Genomic DNA, 15,889 nt, shown 5'->3' with positions numbered 1-15,889 from the left:
ATCCGGATGGCGGCCCTTTTGCTTTCAGGCCGAACTGGCCGGGCTCGCCTTGTAGCCCAGCGCGCTGGAAATCTCGTTTGCCGTGGCCTGCAACTTCGGCAGCCAGCCGTCGTCCAGTCGGTCCGCAGGGGCCGAGATCGAGAGTCCGGCGACCAACTTTCCCTGGTCGTCATAGATTCCCGCAGCCATGCAACGAACGCCGAGTTCGAGTTCCTCGTTGTCTCGTGCGATGCCGTACTGGCGCGCTTTTGACAACTCGCGTTCAAGAATGGGCAGCTGCGTGATGCTGTTTCGCGTGTGGCCGGCGAGACCGGTCCGGGTCGCATAGCTGCGTACGCGCTGGGGTTCGTCCACCGCGAGGAAGAGTTTGCCGGTCGAAGTCAGATGCAACGGTGCACGTCCACCGATCGCGCGGACGACCTGCATGCCGGAGCGCTCGCTGTAGGCGCGCTCGATATAGACGATCTCATCGCCTTGCCGCATGCTGAGGTTTACCGGCTGCTGCGTGAGCTTGTGAAGCTCGCGCATCGGAGCCATGGCCGCATCGCGGACGTTGAGTCGGCCTTTCACGAGATTGCCGAGTTCAAGGAGCCGCATGCCGAGTCGGTAGCTTCCGGCTTCCGGACGATCGACGAAACGGCCGACTGCCAGATCGTTCAGGATGCGGTGAGTGGTGGACGGGTGCAGCCCCGTCTTCTCGCTGATCTCCTTGAGCGAAATCGCTTCTTCACGCGACGCGAGCACGTCGATGAGCGCGAACATGCGCTCGATGACCTGGATCACGGGCGTAGCGGGAGCGTCAGATTGGAGCTTTTTCATTTGCAACACGGTTCGAGGCCGGTCGCGATTTTACTTGGTGAAATGGTCGATTGGTAACTGCCATTGACCATTGAGAAGCACTTCATGCGGCACGTAGCGCGCCTTGTAGTTCATCTTGGCGCTGCCTTCGATCCAGTAGCCCAGGTACACGTGAGGCAGCCCGAGTTTGCGGGCCTGCTCGATCTGCCAGAGCACGCTGTAGTTGCCATAGCTCGCTCCGGTCTCCGGCTCATAGAAGGTGTAGACCGCGGACAGTCCGTCATTGAGGACGTCGAGGATCGAAACCATCTTGAGTGCGCCGGCGCTGCCATCGGGCCGTGTTTCGCGAAACTCCACCAACCGTGAGTTGACGCGGCTTTGCAGCAGGAACTGTGTGTATTGGTCGATGCTGTCGTGGTCCATGCCACCACCCGAATGCCGGCCGTTCTGGTAGCGCAGGTAGAGCTGGTAGTGCTCGGGCACGAAGCAGAGCTTGAGCACCCGCGCCTGGAGATCCGAATGCCGCGTTAGTGCGCGGCGCTGACTCCGGCTGGGGGCGAATCCGTTGACCAGCACCCGGAGCGGAACGCATGCATTGCAGCCATCGCAATACGGCCGGTAAGTGAACATGCCGCTGCGGCGGAACCCGCTCAGCACCAAGTCCGAGTAGGCGTCGTTGTGGATGAGGTGGCTCGGCGTGGCGACCTGGGATCGCGCCTGCCGGTCAGGCAGATAGCTGCACGGGTAAGGTGCCGTCGCGTAGAACTGCAGCGTGTGGAGCGGGAGGTCCTTGAGGTGCGTCACGTCTTCAAGAAAGTTCGCGCGGACAGGAGTTGATCCCAGTATACGGGCTCGAAGCGCCAGGCAGGGGCGGCCATTGAGCGGGCGTGGGTCACGTGCGACACGAAGTCGGCTCGCGGCATTTCGCGGGCACCGAGACTGGCGAGATGGGCAGTGTTCTGTTGGCAATCGATCATCGAAATTCCGTGTCGCAAGCAGAAGCAGACCAGTGCCGACAGCGCAATCTTGGAGGCATCCGTCTGCCGCGCAAACATCGATTCGCCGAAGACTGCGCGCCCGATGGCGACGCAATAGAGGCCGCCGACGAGTTCACCGTCGACCCAGGTTTCGACGCTGTGGGCATGGCCAGCGCGATGAAGTGCGGTGTAGGCGCGCACCATGTCGGGCAGGATCCAGGTGCCGTTCTGGCCCGGGCGAGGCGATTGCGAGCAGTGCGAAATCACCGTTTCGAATTCATGGTCTATCCGGATTTCGCAGCGCTCGTCGGCGACAAAACGGGCGAGCGTCTTGCGCAGCGAGCGATGCAAGCGAAATCGCCCGACTTCGAGCACCATGCGCGGGTCTGGACTCCACCAGAGGATCGGCTGGCCTTCGCTGAACCAGGGAAAGATTCCGTTGGCGTAGGCCTGCAGCAGGTTGGCGACGTCGAGCGCTCCGCCGGCTGCCAGGAGGCCCGGGACGGGATCGGCTTCCCCCCACGCCATGGCGGCATCGGGAAGCGGGTCATTGGGCTCAAGCCACGGAAGTTGCATGATGGAATATTTGCACGCTTTGAAGCGGGCGGGGGGCGTTGAGCCGAAAGTACCCGAAGACCCTATAGTCGTTCGTGGCCCCCGACAAATTCCTACGACCCAATACAAAGGACGACGGTGACAACTGAATCGAACCCCACGCGCTTCGGAAGCGGTCAGGCAGTCAAGCGACTCGAGGACGAAGCCCTGCTGGCCGGCGCCGGCCGCTATACCGACGATGTCTCGGTGCCGGGCCAGGCCTGGCTCACCTTCGTTCGGTCGCCTTATCCCCACGCAAAGCTGGTCTCGATCGACCGCGATTCCGCGGCAGCGATGCCTGGCGTGCTCGGTGTCTTCACCGGCGCGGACCTGGTAGCCGCAGGCGTCAAGCCGATGCCCGGTGCAGCTGCGTTCAAGCGCGCCGACGGCTCGGATTGCGCGACGCCCGAGCGCCATACGCTGGCTCTCGACACGGTGCGTTTCGTTGGCGAGCCGGTGGCGATCGTGGTCGCCGAGTCGGCGCAGCAGGCACGTGACGCCGCCGAGGCAGTGATGGTCGACTACGCGGAGCTGCCGATGGTCGTCGACATCGCCGGTGCCACGGCAGACGGTGCACCGCTCGTCTTCGAAGCCGCGACGGGCAACATCGCTGCCGAAATGAGGCACGGTAGTGCGGAGGCCACCGCCCAGGCCTTTGCGAAGGCGAGCCATGTGGTCGCGCTCGATGTGGTCAACCAGCGCGTCGTCGCTCTCACCATCGAGCCGCGTTCGGTGCTTGCGAACTTCGATGCCGCCTCGGACCGCGTCACCATCCGGATGAGCACCCAGATGCCTTCAGGCGTCCGCGACTCCGTGTGCGCAGCAATCGGTTTGCCGAAGGAAAAGGTTCGGGTGGTCGTTGGCGATGTCGGCGGTGGCTTCGGCATGAAGACCGGCGCCTACCCGGAAGACATCGCAGTGGCTTTCGCGGCGCACACCCTGAAGCGGGCGGTCAAATGGATTGCTGATCGGAGCGAGGAATTCCTCTCCACGTCGCATGGCCGTGATATCGAGGCGCACGCCGAACTGGCGCTCGACGCCGACGGAAAGATCCTCGGTCTGCGCATCAAAACGCATGCGAATGTCGGTGCGTACGCGACGGGGACCGGGGTGGCGATCCAGCTTCTCATCGGGCCATGGGTCCAGACCAGCGTCTACGACATCCAGACCATCGATTTCCATTTCAAGGCGGTGCTGACCAACACGGCACCCACCGGCGCCTACCGCGGTGCCGGACGTCCCGAGGCGATCTACAACATGGAGCGGCTGATGGACGAGGCGGCGCGCCAGACCGGCATCGACCGCGTCGAGCTGCGCCGACGGAATTTCATCCGCCCCGAGCAGATGCCGTACACGAATCCGATGCATCAGACGTATGACACCGGCCAGTTCGAGTCGGTCATGAATCAGGCGCTCAAGCTCGCCGACTGGGGTGGCTTCGAGTCGCGCGCCGCCGAGTCAAAGCGTGCGGGCCGGATGCGTGGCCTCGGCATTGCGACGTTTCTCGAATGGACGGGTGGCAATGTTTTCGAGGAGCGGGTGACAGTGGCTGTCCAGGCCGATGGCGTCATCGAGGTGTACTCGGCGGTGAATGCCATGGGGCAGGGCATCGCGACGACGCTCGCACAACTGGTGGTCGATGCGTTCGGTGTTCCGATCGAAAAGGTCCGCATCGTCCTAGGGGACACCGATCGGGGCGACGGCTTCGGAAGCGCAGGCTCGCGATCGCTCTTCACCGGTGGTTCGGCGGTGCGGATCGGCGCCGAGCGGACCATCGAAAAGGCCAAGGAGCTTGCGGCGAGCGAGTTCGAGGTTTCGCCGGCGGATGTCCAGTACGCCGCAGGTCTTTTCAAGGTCGCGGGCACCGATCTTCAGCTCGATCTCTTCACACTGGCAAGCCGCCAGCCCGACCAGGAAATCTTCGTGGATTCGACCAGCACGGTGTCCGGTCCCACATGGCCGAACGGCTGTCACATCACGGAGGTGGAGGTCGATCCGGCAACAGGCGACGTGGGTGTGATGACCTATGCATCCGTCAACGACGTTGGCCGCGTGGTCAACCCGTTGATCGTGCGTGGTCAGCTCGAGGGCGGCGCGGTGCAGGGTATCGGGCAGGCGCTCTGCGAGCAGGTCGTCTACGACCCGCAGACCGGTCAGCCCCTGACCGGCAGCCTGATGGACTACGCCGCGCCGCGTGCGGACATCATCGCCACCATGTTCCACATGGAAATGGATGAATCGACGCCCTGCAAGAACAACCCGCTCGGGGTGAAAGGCGTGGGCGAGCTGGGCACCATCGGCGCCACGCCGGCGATCGTGAACGCCGTGGCCGACGCACTGGCGCGCAATGGGATGCCGAAGCTTGCGCCGCGTCTGGACATGCCGCTCACGCCGGACCGGCTCTGGCAGCTGATGACCTCGGCCGCCTGAAGGCGCCGGCCCGCTTCCTCCTCAGAAGTCTTCCAGCGGCAGACCGACGTAGTTTTCAGCGAGCGACGTCGAGGCTGCCGTGGAGTGAACCAGGTAGTCGAGTTCGGCTTCCTGGATCTTCTGCCCGAACTCACCCGTCTCGGGGAAGCGGTGCATCAGCGAGGTGAACCACCACGAGAAGCGTTCGGCCTTCCAGACTCGGCGCAGGCACAGGTCGGAGTAGCGATCGAGCGCCGAGGCCGACTTTTCGGCATAGAAGATCTCGAACGCGCGCGAGAGGTAGCCGACGTCTGCCGTCGCGAGATTCAGCCCCTTGGCGCCGGTCGGCGGCACGATGTGCGCCGCGTCGCCTGCCAGGAAGAGACTGCCGAAGCGCATGGGTTCGGCCACGAAGCTGCGCAGCGGCGCGATGCTCTTTTCGAGCGAAGGGCCGGTCACGAGGCGCTCGCGCGCTTCGGGGTCCAGCCGGAGGCGAAGTTCGTTCCAGAACGCGTCGTCGCTCCAGTTCTCGACCCGCTCTTCGGTCGGGACCTGCACGTAGTAACGGCTGCGCGTGGCGCTGCGCATGCTGCACAAGGCAAAGCCGCGCGAGGTATTGGCGTAGATCAGTTCGTGGGAAACAGGCGGCACGTCCGCGAGCACGCCGAGCCAGCCGAACGGGTAGACCTTTTCGTACGTGTGAATCGATTGCGGCGGCACGCTCGCGCGGCTTACCCCGTGATAGCCGTCGCAGCCGGCGATGAAATCGCACTCGATCTCGTGTGTGGCGCCGTCCTTCTCGTAGCGGACACGGGGCTTGCTGGTGTCGAAATCGTGCAGGCTGACCGAAGCGGCGCTGTAGATCGTCGTGAGACCTTCAGCCTCCCGCGCGGCCATGAGATCACGTGTGACTTCGGTCTGGCCGTAGACGGTCACTTGCTTACCGCCTGTGAGTTTGTGCATGTCGATGCGGTGGCGAGCGCCCTTGAAGAGCAGCTCGATGCCCTCGTGCGGCAATCCCTCTTCGATGGCGCGGGAATCGACACCAGCCCGCTTGAGCAAGTCCATCGAGACCTGCTCGAGGACGCCGGCGCGAATGCGGCCGAGCACGTAGTCGGCGGTCTGCCGCTCCACGATGATGTTGTCGATGCCTGCCTTGTGCAGCAGTTGACCGAGCAGCAGTCCTGCTGGTCCGGCGCCGATGATGGCCACTTGTGTTCGCATGGTTGTCTCCAGATGACGATCCCCGGAGCGTAGAGCGGACGGCGGGGTGCTGTCTCGGCGGACGTTCAGGCTCTGTGCGATCATGAGGCCGCATGCGCGATGATCGCGCAACTCTTTCGGCCAAGATGACCATTGCAAAACCTGACTTCATTGAAGGCATCGCCAAGGGAATGGCTGTGCTCGAGAGCTTCGACACCGAACGCCAGCGGCTCAACGCAACGCTGGCTGCGGAGCGCGCCGGCCTGACGCGCGCCGCAGCGCGGCGACATCTGCTGACGCTGGCGCATCTTGGCTATCTGGAGACTGACGGTAGCTACTTCTGGATGGCGCCCAAGGTGCTGCGCTTTTCAGGCAGCTATCTCGCGTCTTCGCGGCTGCCGCGCGCGCTGCAGCCCACGCTCAACCGTCTTGCAGCGCAGACACAGGAATCGTTTTCGGCCGTGGTGCTCGACGGCGAAGAGGTGGTCATCGTCGCTCGCAGCGGCAGTTACGGTGCGCCGACGCGTGTGCTGGCGTATGGATTGCACCTGGGCGCCCGGCTTCCGGCCCATGCCACGTCGACAGGGCGGGTCTTGCTTGCTGGCCTGAGCAATGCCGAGCTTTCGCAATGGCTGAAAGGACGCACGCTGCCGCGCCTGACACCCCACACGATCACGAAGACGAGCGAGCTCCGGCAACGGATCGCCCAGGCTCGCAAGGACGACTTCTGCTTCGCCAGCGAAGAGCACGAGCTCGGCGTTCAGGCGCTGGCTGTGCCGCTGCGCGACATGCAGGGGCACACCGTCGCCGCGCTCAACGTTGTGCTTTCGGGTGGTCAGCACAAGGAAGAAGTGCTGCGACGCGACATGCTCCCGCTGCTGTTCGAGGCAGCGCGGGAGGCGAGGGCGCTTCTATAGTTGCGGCCGGAAGGACCGATGAGCCATGCGACTCCTGCTGCTTGAAGACGATGTGATGATTGGCGAGACGGTGCTCGACCTCCTGCGGGCCGAGCAGTACGCCGTCGACTGGGTCAAGGACGGCGAGATGGCCGACAGCGCGCTGCGCTCCCAGCAGTACGACCTTGTATTGCTCGACCTGGGCGTGCCGCGCCGAGACGGGCTTGACGTATTGCGCGCGCTGCGGGCCCGCAAGCAGCGAATGCCCGTGCTGATCGCCACCGCCCGTGATTCCGTCCAGCAGCGCATCGAAGGGCTCGATGCAGGCGCGGACGACTACGTGCTCAAGCCCTACGACCTCGACGAACTCCTCGCCCGCATCCGTGCCTTGCTGCGTCGTGCATCCGGTCGGGCCGAACCGGTCTACGAGCACATGGGCGTCACGGTCAATCCGACCACGCGCGAAGTCTCGGTGCGTGGGCAGCCAGTGTCGCTGTCCGCGCGCGAATGGGCCGTGCTGGAGCCGCTGATCGCTCGGCCGGGAATGGTGCTGTCTCGCGCGCAGCTCGAGGAAAAGCTCTACAGCTGGAAAGACGAAATCAGCAGCAATGCCGTGGAGGTCTACGTCCACGGGCTGCGCAAGAAGCTCGGCGCGGACCTGATTCGCAACGTGCGCGGCGTCGGCTACATGGTCCCGAAGGAATGACCAGCCGATGAAATCCCTGCGTGCGCGCCTGCTGTGGTTCCTCCTGGCCGCGATCCTGGTGGCAGCCGGCATCCAGGCATTCGTGGCTTACCGAACTGTGCTGCAGGAAGCCGACGACATCTTCGACCATCACATGCAGCAGATGGCACTCTCGCTGCGCGCAGGGTTGCCGCCAAGCGCAACGGTGGGCGGCCTCGGCAACCTTGGAGCGGGGGAGGAGAACTTCGAGTTCATCGTTCAGGTCTGGACGGCTGACGGACTTCTCATCTTCCAGTCCGCATCGCATGCCGCGCTGCCGCAGCGCGCCGTGCTGGGCTTCTCGAATGTCCAAGCGCGCACCACGACCTACCGGGTGTTTTCGATGCAGGCGGGACCGCTGGTGATCCAGGTGGCGCAGGACATGGCCGCGCGTCGCCGGATGGCCGGGTCGCTCGCGTTGCGCACTGTCGGGCCGATTGCGCTGGCCGCGCCACTGCTCATGCTGGTGGTCTGGTGGGTGGTCAGCTTTTCGCTCGCACCCGTGGCGCGGGTTCGGCGGCAGGTCGCGGAGCGGCAGGCGGACGACCTCTCGCCGTTGAGCGAAGGCGATCTCCCTGAGGAAGTCCGGCCGCTGGTCCACGAACTCAACCTCCTGTTTGCCCGCGTACAGAAGGCCTTCGAGGCGCAGAAGCATTTCGTTGCCGATGCTGCCCATGAGCTGCGCTCGCCGCTCGCTGCACTGAAGCTCCAGGTGCAGGGATTGCAGAGGGCGCCGGACGAGCCCACGCGCGAGCTTGCCGTGGCTCGGCTCGCTGCGGGCATCGATCGCGCGACCCGGCTCGTCGAACAGATGCTTGCCCTCGCGCGCCATGAAGCGAGCGCCGCGTCGGGCGCTGAACGCGAGGTTGTCGACTTGGCCGAGGTCGCGCGCCTCGCCATCTCCGACGCGATTGCGGCAGCACAGGCCCGGCGGATCGACGTCGGCATCGTGCGTGCCGATCCGGCCAAGGTGGCAGGCCAGACAGAAGCGCTTCGGATGCTGCTTCGCAATCTGCTCGACAACGCGATCAAGTACACGCCGGAGGGTGGGCGAGTGGATGTGAACATCGCTGCGCTCCCCGACGCCGTGGAACTGAGCGTGGACGACAACGGTCCTGGCATCGCGGCGGTTGAGCGCGAGCGGGTGCTGGATCGCTTCTATCGATCCGGCGAACCGCAGGCGCCTGGAAGTGGACTCGGGCTGGCCATCGTGAAATCGATTACCGACCTGCATGGTGCGACGGTGAGACTGGAGCGCTCGGAGTCGCTTGGCGGGCTGCGTGCGGTGGTGCGCTTCCCACCATCTGTCTGAAGCGTTGTTGCGGTATATCGCGAGAGCGCGCGTTTAAGTCGGGCTTAAGCGGCGGCCACGACATTCCTTTCGTCGATTTCCAAACCCTCGAAAGGATCTCAAATGAAGAAAAGTCTGACTTCGCCCCGCGCGCTCGTCCTTTCGCTGGCGGCCGCCGGCGTGATCGGTGCAGCTGCCACGGGTGCGTACACCAGCGCGAACGCTGTCGCGTCCGCCCAGCCGGCTGCAGCCGCGACCGCGGTGTCCGCACCGCTGGTTTCCATGCCTGATTTCTCCACCGTTACGGCGCAGACCGGCCCTGCGGTGGTCAACATCAGCGTCGTCGGAACGACCAAGACCGCCGCAGCCGAAGGCCCGCAAGGCATCCCGGGTATGGACCCGGATGATCCGATGTACGACTTCTTCCGTCGCTTCCAGGGGCAGGGCGCGCCTCGGGGCAAGCAACAGCAGCAACGCGAAGTGCCGGTACGCGGCCAGGGCTCCGGTTTCATCGTCAGCCCGGACGGCATCATCCTGACCAATGCGCACGTCGTGAAGGACGCGACGGAAGTGACGGTCAAGCTGACAGACCGCCGTGAATACCGCGCCAAGGTTCTGGGCTCCGATCCGAAGACGGACGTTGCAGTCATCAAGATCGAAGCGAAGAACCTGCCGACGCTGTCGATGGGCAAGACCAAGGATCTGAAGGTGGGCGAATGGGTGCTTGCGATCGGCTCGCCCTTTGGCTTCGAAAACACCGTGACCGCTGGCGTGGTCAGCGCCAAGGGCCGCACGCTCCCGGACGACAGCTACGTTCCGTTCATCCAGACCGACGTGGCAGTGAACCCCGGCAACTCCGGCGGTCCGCTGATCAACACGCGCGGCGAAGTGGTCGGCATCAATTCGCAGATCTACAGCCGTAGCGGCGGTTATCAGGGCGTCTCGTTCGCGATTCCGATCGATGTCGCGATCCAGATCAAGGACCAGATCGTCGCCACTGGCAAGGCGAGCCACGCACGCCTCGGCGTCGCGGTGCAAGAGGTCAATCAGACCTTCGCCGACTCGTTCAAGCTCGACAAGCCTGAAGGTGCGCTCGTGTCGAACGTGGAAAAGGGCAGTCCCGCGGACCAGGCCGGTCTGCGCTCGGGCGACGTGATCCGAAAGGTCGACGGCGATCCGATCGTGGCTTCGGGCGATCTTCCGGCCCTGATCGGCCAGAAGAAGCCGGGCAGCAAGGTCACGCTCGAAGTGTGGCGCCAAGGCTCGCGTGAGGAACTCACCGCGAAACTGGGCGACGCCGCCGAGAAGACCGCTACCGTCGCCAAGAACGAAGACGGTGCGTCCCAGGGCAAGCTGGGTCTTGCACTGCGTCCGCTCCAGCCTGAAGAGGCGCGCGAAGCGTCGGTCGACGGTGGCCTGCTGATCGTGAATGTGGGCGGTCCCGCTGCGATAGCAGGTGTCCAGACCGGCGACGTGCTGCTTGCAATCAACGGCACCCCGGCGAAGAACATCGAGCAAGTGCGCGAAGTGGTGGCGAAGTCCGACAAGTCGGTGGCTTTGCTCATCCAGCGCGACGGCGACAAGATCTTCGTGCCGGTCCGCCTGGGTTGATCGCCGCGGTCCGCGAGCCGGAGTCCTTTGAGACTTTGTTCCGGTTCGCGGACCTGCTTTTGCCTCAATGTGCAAAAGTGCCTTGGTCGAACTTTCTTGCAGCTGTAACAATTCTTGAAACAACTGAATAAGAGATTTCCCTATGGCACTTCGCGATATTGCGCTCACCGTCCTCGAGCTGGAACCCAATGAATTTCATTGGGTCCTGATGGAGCCGGTGCAGGCCGAATCCGAGGAATGCCTGGGCTATCGCCCCATCGATTCCTCGACTCAAGGGTTGCCTGACTATTCGGAGGCCCTGATCCAGGGCGCTTCGGCCCTTCGTGTTCTTCAGGGGCTTGCACCGTTCGGGAAGCCGGTCAATCCGGTTGGTTTTGGGGAGAGCAGTGGGTCGGCGGGAGATCCGATGACCTTGCCTGAAGGCCCCGATTCCTGCATGTTCAGCACTACCGACCACTCGGCGCTGTGATTTGAGAGATCGGGTCCTAGCGAATACCGATCCCGAAATCGATCGCGGTTACCGCAATCACCTTGGCGGCGCGCGAACGGATGGTTTCTCTTTGTGAGACGCCGCGCAGGACGATCAACGGATAGGGAACGTGCCCGCAGTCCGCTGCTCGCGACCGATGCACGAACGGCGACGAAAACGCGATCCGAAATCTGGTTGCCAGCGTGGCGATCTGATGCATGCACCGAAATTAGTCGAGCCCGTCCGTGTCGGGAATCTCTCTAATGGGGCACCTATCCGCCAGGCGGCATACTCCGGAAGGTCGGAGGAATGGTGCGAGGCAAGCATCAGCAAAAAGGATTTGAAATGCCCAGGCTCATCGTGCTGCAGAAAAACGGATCAGCGAGACAGGTCACCGTCACGACCACGCCATTCGTGATTGGACGGTCGGATGCAAGCGACCTTGTGCTGGACAACCAGCTGGTCAGCCGGTCGCACGCGGTCTTCGAGATGGTCGGTGCCGCAATGACGATTCGCGACCTGCATAGCCATAACGGCACCTACGTCAACGGCGAGCGTCGGGAATCGGTCGCCTTGCAGAACGGCGATGAAATCAAGATCGGCAGCTACCAGATCCGGTTTCTCGGAAACAGTGGCCCGATCGGCGAAGCACAAGCGCTTCGGCTCGTCACCATTCCGGGCCGATTGGACGAAATCGATCTCGTGAAGCTCGGCGTCAAGCCTGAGTCTTGATGCACCTGGGGTAGGGTTCGGTGCCCGATGTGATACTTTTGGCTGGCGAATTCCGCGCCGAAGCCAAAGAGGGCACATGCAACAAAAGCGCAATGACACTGGCGAGCTGAACTTCCACCTCTTGAAGTGCCTGGTCGCGCTGGTCGACCATTCGCATGTTTCGCGCGCCGCTGACGCGGTATCAATCAGTCAACCCGCAATGAGTCGCGCAATGAGCCAATTGCGCGCAGTCACCAATGACCCGATTCTGGTGAAAGGCGGAAGCGGGCTCATTCCGACCGCCAAGGCTGTCCAGCTCCGCGAATTCGCCGATCGAATCCTTCAGGAAATGGATCGGCTGCTTGGCAATGCAGTGGCTTTCGATCCCAGGGCTGCGAAGTATGAATTCCGGATGGTGGTTTCGGACTACATCGAATGCATCTTCATGGAGCGCCTGTTGCGGCACCTCGGTGCCGAGTTTCCGGGGATTGGCGTTTCGGTTCGGCACCCGGTCCATCCATCCCAGTTCACCAAGGTGCTCGAATCCGGAGAGGTGGACTTCGCCATCGGCATCTTGCCGTCGACCCTTCGCGATCTGCGTCATCGCCCGCTGCTCAAAGACAGGATCGTCTGCGCAGCAAGGGCCGGTCATCGGGCAGCCGACAAGCAGCTCAGCATCGAAGAATTCGCGGCACTGGAGCACCTCGTGATCATGCCGAATACGGTGAACTGCTTCGGAGAATTCGTCGATGTTGCACTCGAGAAGTACGACGTTCGGCGCAACCAACGCTATGTCACGCCGAACTATCTGACTGCACCCCAACTCGTTGGCAACTCGGACATGGTGGCGATCCTCCCCGAGCTGCTGTTCACGCGCTTTCGATCGCATAGCGATCTGATCGAAATCCAGATGCCGATCGAGGTACCGCCGGTCGATGTCTATCTGTCATGGCACGACCGGACGCATCGACATGCCGCTCATATGTGGTTTCGTGAGCAGGTCATGAAGAGCCTCGAACCCAACCAGGAACAGTCCTTCACCGCAAGGAGCACGGGTAGAGAAAATTCAGTTCGTGCATAGCGATCATTCTTTGGCGCTATGGACAACGGATGAACGACTCCCAATACTCAGCTATCGCCGCAGCGTGGCGGCAAGCGAGAGAAGAAACATGCAGTTGGACTTCCGTGTTGAGTATCAGGGCAGGAGTCGAGCCGTTAGAGCGGCCTCTTCAGTTCAGCCTCCGAGGACAACTACTGTCACCCAGCGCTGAGAACGCTGTCCGCGCACTCCCTGAAGCAAGGGGGGCGTCGCGCATGCGCCTTGACGGCAATTGCGTGTAGACGATTCAGTAGAGGTCTCCATGTCCCATCGAACCATCCGATCTGTTGACGATCTGGCGCAACTGCCCGACGGCGAGTTGCTGGCGTGCCTTGGCGCATTGCGTGCAGCCATTGTCGAAGCGAAGCGCCAACACGCCGTCGCGTTGCGAGAGCACCTGATTCCTGTCGATTCGCCATTCGCGTTCCCCATGTTCAACTGGCGGCCGAAGGGGCCGCAGCGGCTGGATACGCCGGTTCAGTTGAAGCCGGAAACGCCGATCGACGAGATATCCGTACGCGCAAGTGCGCGCGAGGCTTTGAGGGAGCTGAGCATCTTCTGCATCGAAGATCTCTCTGCGATCAGCGAGCAGGAATTGCTGCAGGAAGAGGCCATCGGGGCCAAGACAGTGGGGCGCTTGCGCGAGATCCTGGCGCGCGTCGGACTGGATTTCCTTCCGAACCCGAACACGGAAGAGCGTGCGCGCGAGCAGAGCAAGGCGGTGCTCGCTCTTCCCTACGAGGCCCGCGCACTCGCCTTGCGCAATCTTGAAGATTCGGCGTCGGTGTCGGCCCTGGGGCTTCGACCGTCCACCTTGAGCAGAGCCTTGGCCAACGGGCATGAGGTGGTGGGGCAATTGCGCCGCCTTTCGCTGCTCGTGCTGTGCGAGAGCTACGGGAAGCGCGAGGCGCGCGAAATCTACGATCTCTTGATGCTGACGGACCGTCCATTCGCTGGTTCGGCTGCGCCGATCGAACTCTGGCGACATGGTCTCGTGGCGACGAAGGAACTGTCGGTTCCCACGGCACCGGAAACGCCAATTGGAGAATTGCGTCCCTGGCTCGGCGCGTCCGTCGATTCACTCGGCGCGTGCGGAATCCACACGCTCGGTGCCTTGAGGGCTGCGGCTTCTCGCGGTGACGTTGCTTCATTCAGGGGAATCGGCCGAGTCACTGCGGACCGGGTCGTCGGCTTTCTGGGAGCGTATGTCACACCTCAGCCCTATCGCCGCGGAATGTCTGCCACGGCAGGTTGAGTCCCTTCCCTCGAAGCGGGGACTTGGTGCAACATGTCGCATCCAATGACCCGAACCAACCCATGAAACTGCATCTCTGCCTCGTTTCTCTGGCGGTGGGCGTCCTCGTCTCGTTGCAGGCGAACGCACAGTCCGCAACTTCGGAAAAGACGGAAGCCGATTGCTATGCCCAGCAGGCAGCCCTCGAAAAGAACATTAGGGATGCGCGCTCCAGAGGACAGATGTTGCGTCGGCGGCAGCTGCAGGAGTCACTGGACGCGCTGCGTGCGCGTTGCGACGAAATCGCGTCCAGAGATACGCACGAGGCCCGCGTCATGCGCCAGAAAAACGTGGTCATGCAGCTGAGGCTCGATCTCGCTAACGCAGAAGAGGAACTGCAGCGGATCGTTTCCGAGAAGAAGCAAAAATAGTCCGTTCTGCGGCTGGCATTGCCGCAGCGTCATTTTTTGGAAGACAGTCGATCGCGCACTGCGGTCACGTGATCTCCGACCTGGCTGATGGCGTCATTCAATTGGGCTTCGGTGCAATGAAGTTCCCGGCACCAGTACTGCAACTCGACAGGATCCAGCGTATTGATCCGTCCGGGATCAAGGGGCTTGAAGTGGCTCATATCGATGGACATGTCTGCTCCTTCACCAATCCACAGACAAGACTTATAGGAGGGGAAGGCGGCGACTTCAAGCGCTGATGCATCGAGATGCATTGATGGCCGAAGGCAAAAAGAAAATGCCCCGCCATCTTTTGAATAGCGGGGCATTCCAGAGGCCTTGCGGCTTGTAGTTGGCTCCTCGACCTGGGCTCGAACCAGGGACCTACGGATTAACAGTCCGGCGCTCTACCGACTGAGCTATCGAGGAACAAGACTTAGATTATAGCGTCTTTTTTTGGCCTTCCCGATCGCGCGAAAAAATCTTCGAAGTTTTTATCGTGCGGTTACTGAGTCAGCGACAAGGGTCATGAGTTTAACCGCTGCTGCTTCGGGATTTTGGTCGGCCACCAGCGCGCGAACCACCGCAACCGAGCCCACGCCGGTGGCCAGCACTTCAGGCATGCGCGCTGCATCGACACCACCAATGCCCACTTGCGGATAGCCGCGCATCAGACGCGCATAGGCAGCGAGTCGCGCGACGCCTTGCGGTGCGGTTGCCATCTGTTTGAGCGTGGTGGGATAGATCGCGCCCATCGCGATGTAGCTCGGGGTCACCGCGTCCGCGCGGACCATCTCGGCGTAGCCGTGCGTGCTCACGCCGAGGCGAATACCGGAGTCGCGAATGGTCTTCAGCGCCTCAGGCGTCAGCGCATCGAGGTCTTCTTGCCCGAGGTGCAAGCCGTACGCTCGCGCTTCAATGGCCGCACGCCAGTGGTCGTTGATGAAGAGAAGGCTGCCGGTGCCCTTGACGGCCTGAACCGCCGCATTCACTTCACGCGCAATTGCGTCGGCATCGCTCGACTTGAAACGCAGTTGGACGGTGGGAACACCGGCGCGTGCCATGCGCCCGACCCATTGCGCGTCGGGCAGCACTGCGTAGAGGCCGAGCTTCTCGGGGCAGGATGGGAATGCGTCTTCTCGATCTCCAGGGGGAAACGATCGCATGGAGAAGTCGGCCGGATGCTCAGGCCATGCGCGTGGGTCGAATGCGCCGATGCGTTTCGTCTGCGCCTGCCACGCGCGAGCGAGACACTCGGCATCGACTTCGATGAACCCGAGTGCACTGCACGCCTGCTTGGCGCCACGGTAGATCGCGTCATCCGACGAGTAGGAGACGACTTCGCCGCCAGGCTCGCCGAAGCGCGAGGCGTGAGCCTGCACGATGGATCGCGCAATTGCCTCGGGTGTGTTGAGTTCGGTCAT

General features: G+C 62.8%; 17 protein-coding genes and 1 tRNA gene. 10 read left to right on the top strand and 8 right to left on the bottom strand.

The genetic code is table 11. The annotated features are described in order from the left end of the window. Nucleotides 1-24: 24 nt before the first annotated feature. Genes FHW64_RS04680 through aat form a run of 3 tightly spaced genes read right to left on the bottom strand, consistent with a single transcriptional unit; the run spans nucleotide 25 to nucleotide 2,351 of the window. On the bottom strand, nucleotides 25-819 hold the full coding sequence (locus FHW64_RS04680; protein WP_184523507.1) for an IclR family transcriptional regulator: 795 nt from the start codon (nucleotides 817-819) through the stop codon (nucleotides 25-27). 30 nt (nucleotides 820-849) lie between these two features. Beyond that, nucleotides 850-1,602: an arginyltransferase gene (locus FHW64_RS04675; RefSeq protein ID WP_184523505.1), complete on the bottom strand. Its 753-nt coding sequence runs from the start codon at nucleotides 1,600-1,602 to the stop codon at nucleotides 850-852. Next, nucleotides 1,599-2,351, bottom strand: coding sequence for a leucyl/phenylalanyl-tRNA--protein transferase (gene aat / locus FHW64_RS04670; RefSeq protein ID WP_184523503.1), 753 nt, complete (start codon nucleotides 2,349-2,351; stop codon nucleotides 1,599-1,601). The genes FHW64_RS04675 and aat overlap by 4 nt, the downstream gene beginning before the upstream one ends. A gap of 117 nt (nucleotides 2,352-2,468) precedes the next feature. On the opposite strand from aat, the gene FHW64_RS04665 reads away from it, so the two are divergent. Beyond that, nucleotides 2,469-4,799, top strand: a complete 2,331-nt coding sequence (locus FHW64_RS04665) for a xanthine dehydrogenase family protein molybdopterin-binding subunit (protein WP_184523501.1) — start codon at nucleotides 2,469-2,471, stop codon at nucleotides 4,797-4,799. 21 nt (nucleotides 4,800-4,820) lie between these two features. Here the strand turns inward: FHW64_RS04665 and pobA are convergent, their stop codons facing one another. Further along, on the bottom strand, nucleotides 4,821-6,002 hold the full coding sequence (gene pobA / locus FHW64_RS04660; RefSeq protein ID WP_184523499.1) for a 4-hydroxybenzoate 3-monooxygenase: 1,182 nt from the start codon (nucleotides 6,000-6,002) through the stop codon (nucleotides 4,821-4,823). A 125-nt stretch (nucleotides 6,003-6,127) separates the two neighbouring features. Between pobA and FHW64_RS04655 the strand changes: the two genes are divergently transcribed. From FHW64_RS04655 to FHW64_RS04635, 5 genes are all read left to right on the top strand, one after another. Beyond that, complete coding sequence (locus FHW64_RS04655; protein ID WP_184524261.1) at nucleotides 6,128-6,898, top strand: IclR family transcriptional regulator C-terminal domain-containing protein; 771 nt, start codon at nucleotides 6,128-6,130, stop codon at nucleotides 6,896-6,898. A 25-nt stretch (nucleotides 6,899-6,923) separates the two neighbouring features. Next, on the top strand, nucleotides 6,924-7,583 hold the full coding sequence (locus FHW64_RS04650) for a response regulator (protein ID WP_184523497.1): 660 nt from the start codon (nucleotides 6,924-6,926) through the stop codon (nucleotides 7,581-7,583). A 7-nt stretch (nucleotides 7,584-7,590) separates the two neighbouring features. Next, nucleotides 7,591-8,913 carry an ATP-binding protein gene (locus FHW64_RS04645; RefSeq protein WP_184523495.1) on the top strand — a complete coding sequence of 441 codons (1,323 nt, stop codon included), beginning with the start codon at nucleotides 7,591-7,593 and terminating at the stop codon, nucleotides 8,911-8,913. A 102-nt stretch (nucleotides 8,914-9,015) separates the two neighbouring features. Continuing rightward, complete coding sequence (locus tag FHW64_RS04640; protein WP_184523493.1) at nucleotides 9,016-10,503, top strand: DegQ family serine endoprotease; 1,488 nt, start codon at nucleotides 9,016-9,018, stop codon at nucleotides 10,501-10,503. 142 nt (nucleotides 10,504-10,645) lie between these two features. Next, entirely contained in the window at nucleotides 10,646-10,972 is a 327-nt protein-coding gene (locus FHW64_RS04635; protein WP_184523491.1) for a hypothetical protein, read from the top strand. 16 nt (nucleotides 10,973-10,988) lie between these two features. Here FHW64_RS04635 and FHW64_RS04630 read toward each other — a convergent pair whose 3' ends face one another. Further along, nucleotides 10,989-11,192, bottom strand: a complete 204-nt coding sequence (locus FHW64_RS04630; protein ID WP_184523489.1) for a hypothetical protein — start codon at nucleotides 11,190-11,192, stop codon at nucleotides 10,989-10,991. A gap of 125 nt (nucleotides 11,193-11,317) precedes the next feature. Between FHW64_RS04630 and FHW64_RS04625 the strand changes: the two genes are divergently transcribed. From FHW64_RS04625 to FHW64_RS04610, 4 genes are all read left to right on the top strand, one after another. Beyond that, nucleotides 11,318-11,704, top strand: coding sequence for an FHA domain-containing protein (locus tag FHW64_RS04625; RefSeq protein WP_184523487.1), 387 nt, complete (start codon nucleotides 11,318-11,320; stop codon nucleotides 11,702-11,704). Between the two features lie 76 nt (nucleotides 11,705-11,780). Continuing rightward, a complete protein-coding gene (locus FHW64_RS04620; protein WP_184523485.1) occupies nucleotides 11,781-12,764 on the top strand; it encodes a LysR family transcriptional regulator in 984 nt (327 codons plus the stop codon). A gap of 280 nt (nucleotides 12,765-13,044) precedes the next feature. Then, nucleotides 13,045-14,037 carry a hypothetical protein gene (locus tag FHW64_RS04615; RefSeq protein WP_184523483.1) on the top strand — a complete coding sequence of 331 codons (993 nt, stop codon included), beginning with the start codon at nucleotides 13,045-13,047 and terminating at the stop codon, nucleotides 14,035-14,037. A 62-nt stretch (nucleotides 14,038-14,099) separates the two neighbouring features. After that, entirely contained in the window at nucleotides 14,100-14,447 is a 348-nt protein-coding gene (locus tag FHW64_RS04610; RefSeq protein ID WP_184523481.1) for a DUF1090 family protein, read from the top strand. A 29-nt stretch (nucleotides 14,448-14,476) separates the two neighbouring features. On the opposite strand, the gene FHW64_RS34305 is transcribed toward FHW64_RS04610, so the two are convergent. From FHW64_RS34305 to FHW64_RS04595, 3 genes are all read right to left on the bottom strand, one after another. Beyond that, nucleotides 14,477-14,794, bottom strand: coding sequence for a DUF3606 domain-containing protein (locus FHW64_RS34305; RefSeq protein ID WP_260303637.1), 318 nt, complete (start codon nucleotides 14,792-14,794; stop codon nucleotides 14,477-14,479). A 24-nt stretch (nucleotides 14,795-14,818) separates the two neighbouring features. Continuing rightward, nucleotides 14,819-14,894 (bottom strand) — tRNA-Asn (locus FHW64_RS04600). Between the two features lie 65 nt (nucleotides 14,895-14,959). Next, nucleotides 14,960-15,889, bottom strand: coding sequence for a thiamine phosphate synthase (locus FHW64_RS04595; protein WP_184524257.1), 930 nt, complete (start codon nucleotides 15,887-15,889; stop codon nucleotides 14,960-14,962).

Origin of the sequence: Variovorax sp. Sphag1AA (genome assembly GCF_014192575.1) — a bacterium.
Lineage (GTDB): Bacteria > Pseudomonadota > Gammaproteobacteria > Burkholderiales > Burkholderiaceae_C > Variovorax.
This window is presented reverse-complemented; position numbering and strand designations above follow the sequence as displayed.

Excerpts from the sequence above, each read along its gene's own strand:
- FHW64_RS04680 (WP_184523507.1), bottom strand. The coding sequence starts at position 819 with ATGAAAAAGCTCCAATCTGACGCTCCCGCTACGCCCGTGATCCAGGTC.
- aat (WP_184523503.1), bottom strand. The coding sequence starts at position 2,351 with ATGCAACTTCCGTGGCTTGAGCCCAATGACCCGCTTCCCGATGCCGCC.
- pobA (WP_184523499.1), bottom strand. The coding sequence starts at position 6,002 with ATGCGAACACAAGTGGCCATCATCGGCGCCGGACCAGCAGGACTGCTG.
- FHW64_RS04655 (WP_184524261.1), top strand. The coding sequence starts at position 6,128 with ATGACCATTGCAAAACCTGACTTCATTGAAGGCATCGCCAAGGGAATG.
- FHW64_RS04650 (WP_184523497.1), top strand. The coding sequence starts at position 6,924 with ATGCGACTCCTGCTGCTTGAAGACGATGTGATGATTGGCGAGACGGTG.
- FHW64_RS04645 (WP_184523495.1), top strand. The coding sequence starts at position 7,591 with ATGAAATCCCTGCGTGCGCGCCTGCTGTGGTTCCTCCTGGCCGCGATC.
- FHW64_RS04640 (WP_184523493.1), top strand. The coding sequence starts at position 9,016 with ATGAAGAAAAGTCTGACTTCGCCCCGCGCGCTCGTCCTTTCGCTGGCG.
- FHW64_RS04635 (WP_184523491.1), top strand. The coding sequence starts at position 10,646 with ATGGCACTTCGCGATATTGCGCTCACCGTCCTCGAGCTGGAACCCAAT.
- FHW64_RS04630 (WP_184523489.1), bottom strand. The coding sequence starts at position 11,192 with ATGCATCAGATCGCCACGCTGGCAACCAGATTTCGGATCGCGTTTTCG.
- FHW64_RS04625 (WP_184523487.1), top strand. The coding sequence starts at position 11,318 with ATGCCCAGGCTCATCGTGCTGCAGAAAAACGGATCAGCGAGACAGGTC.
- FHW64_RS04620 (WP_184523485.1), top strand. The coding sequence starts at position 11,781 with ATGCAACAAAAGCGCAATGACACTGGCGAGCTGAACTTCCACCTCTTG.
- FHW64_RS04615 (WP_184523483.1), top strand. The coding sequence starts at position 13,045 with ATGTCCCATCGAACCATCCGATCTGTTGACGATCTGGCGCAACTGCCC.
- FHW64_RS04610 (WP_184523481.1), top strand. The coding sequence starts at position 14,100 with ATGAAACTGCATCTCTGCCTCGTTTCTCTGGCGGTGGGCGTCCTCGTC.
- FHW64_RS34305 (WP_260303637.1), bottom strand. The coding sequence starts at position 14,794 with ATGCCCCGCTATTCAAAAGATGGCGGGGCATTTTCTTTTTGCCTTCGG.
- FHW64_RS04595 (WP_184524257.1), bottom strand. The coding sequence starts at position 15,889 with ATGACCGAACTCAACACACCCGAGGCAATTGCGCGATCCATCGTGCAG.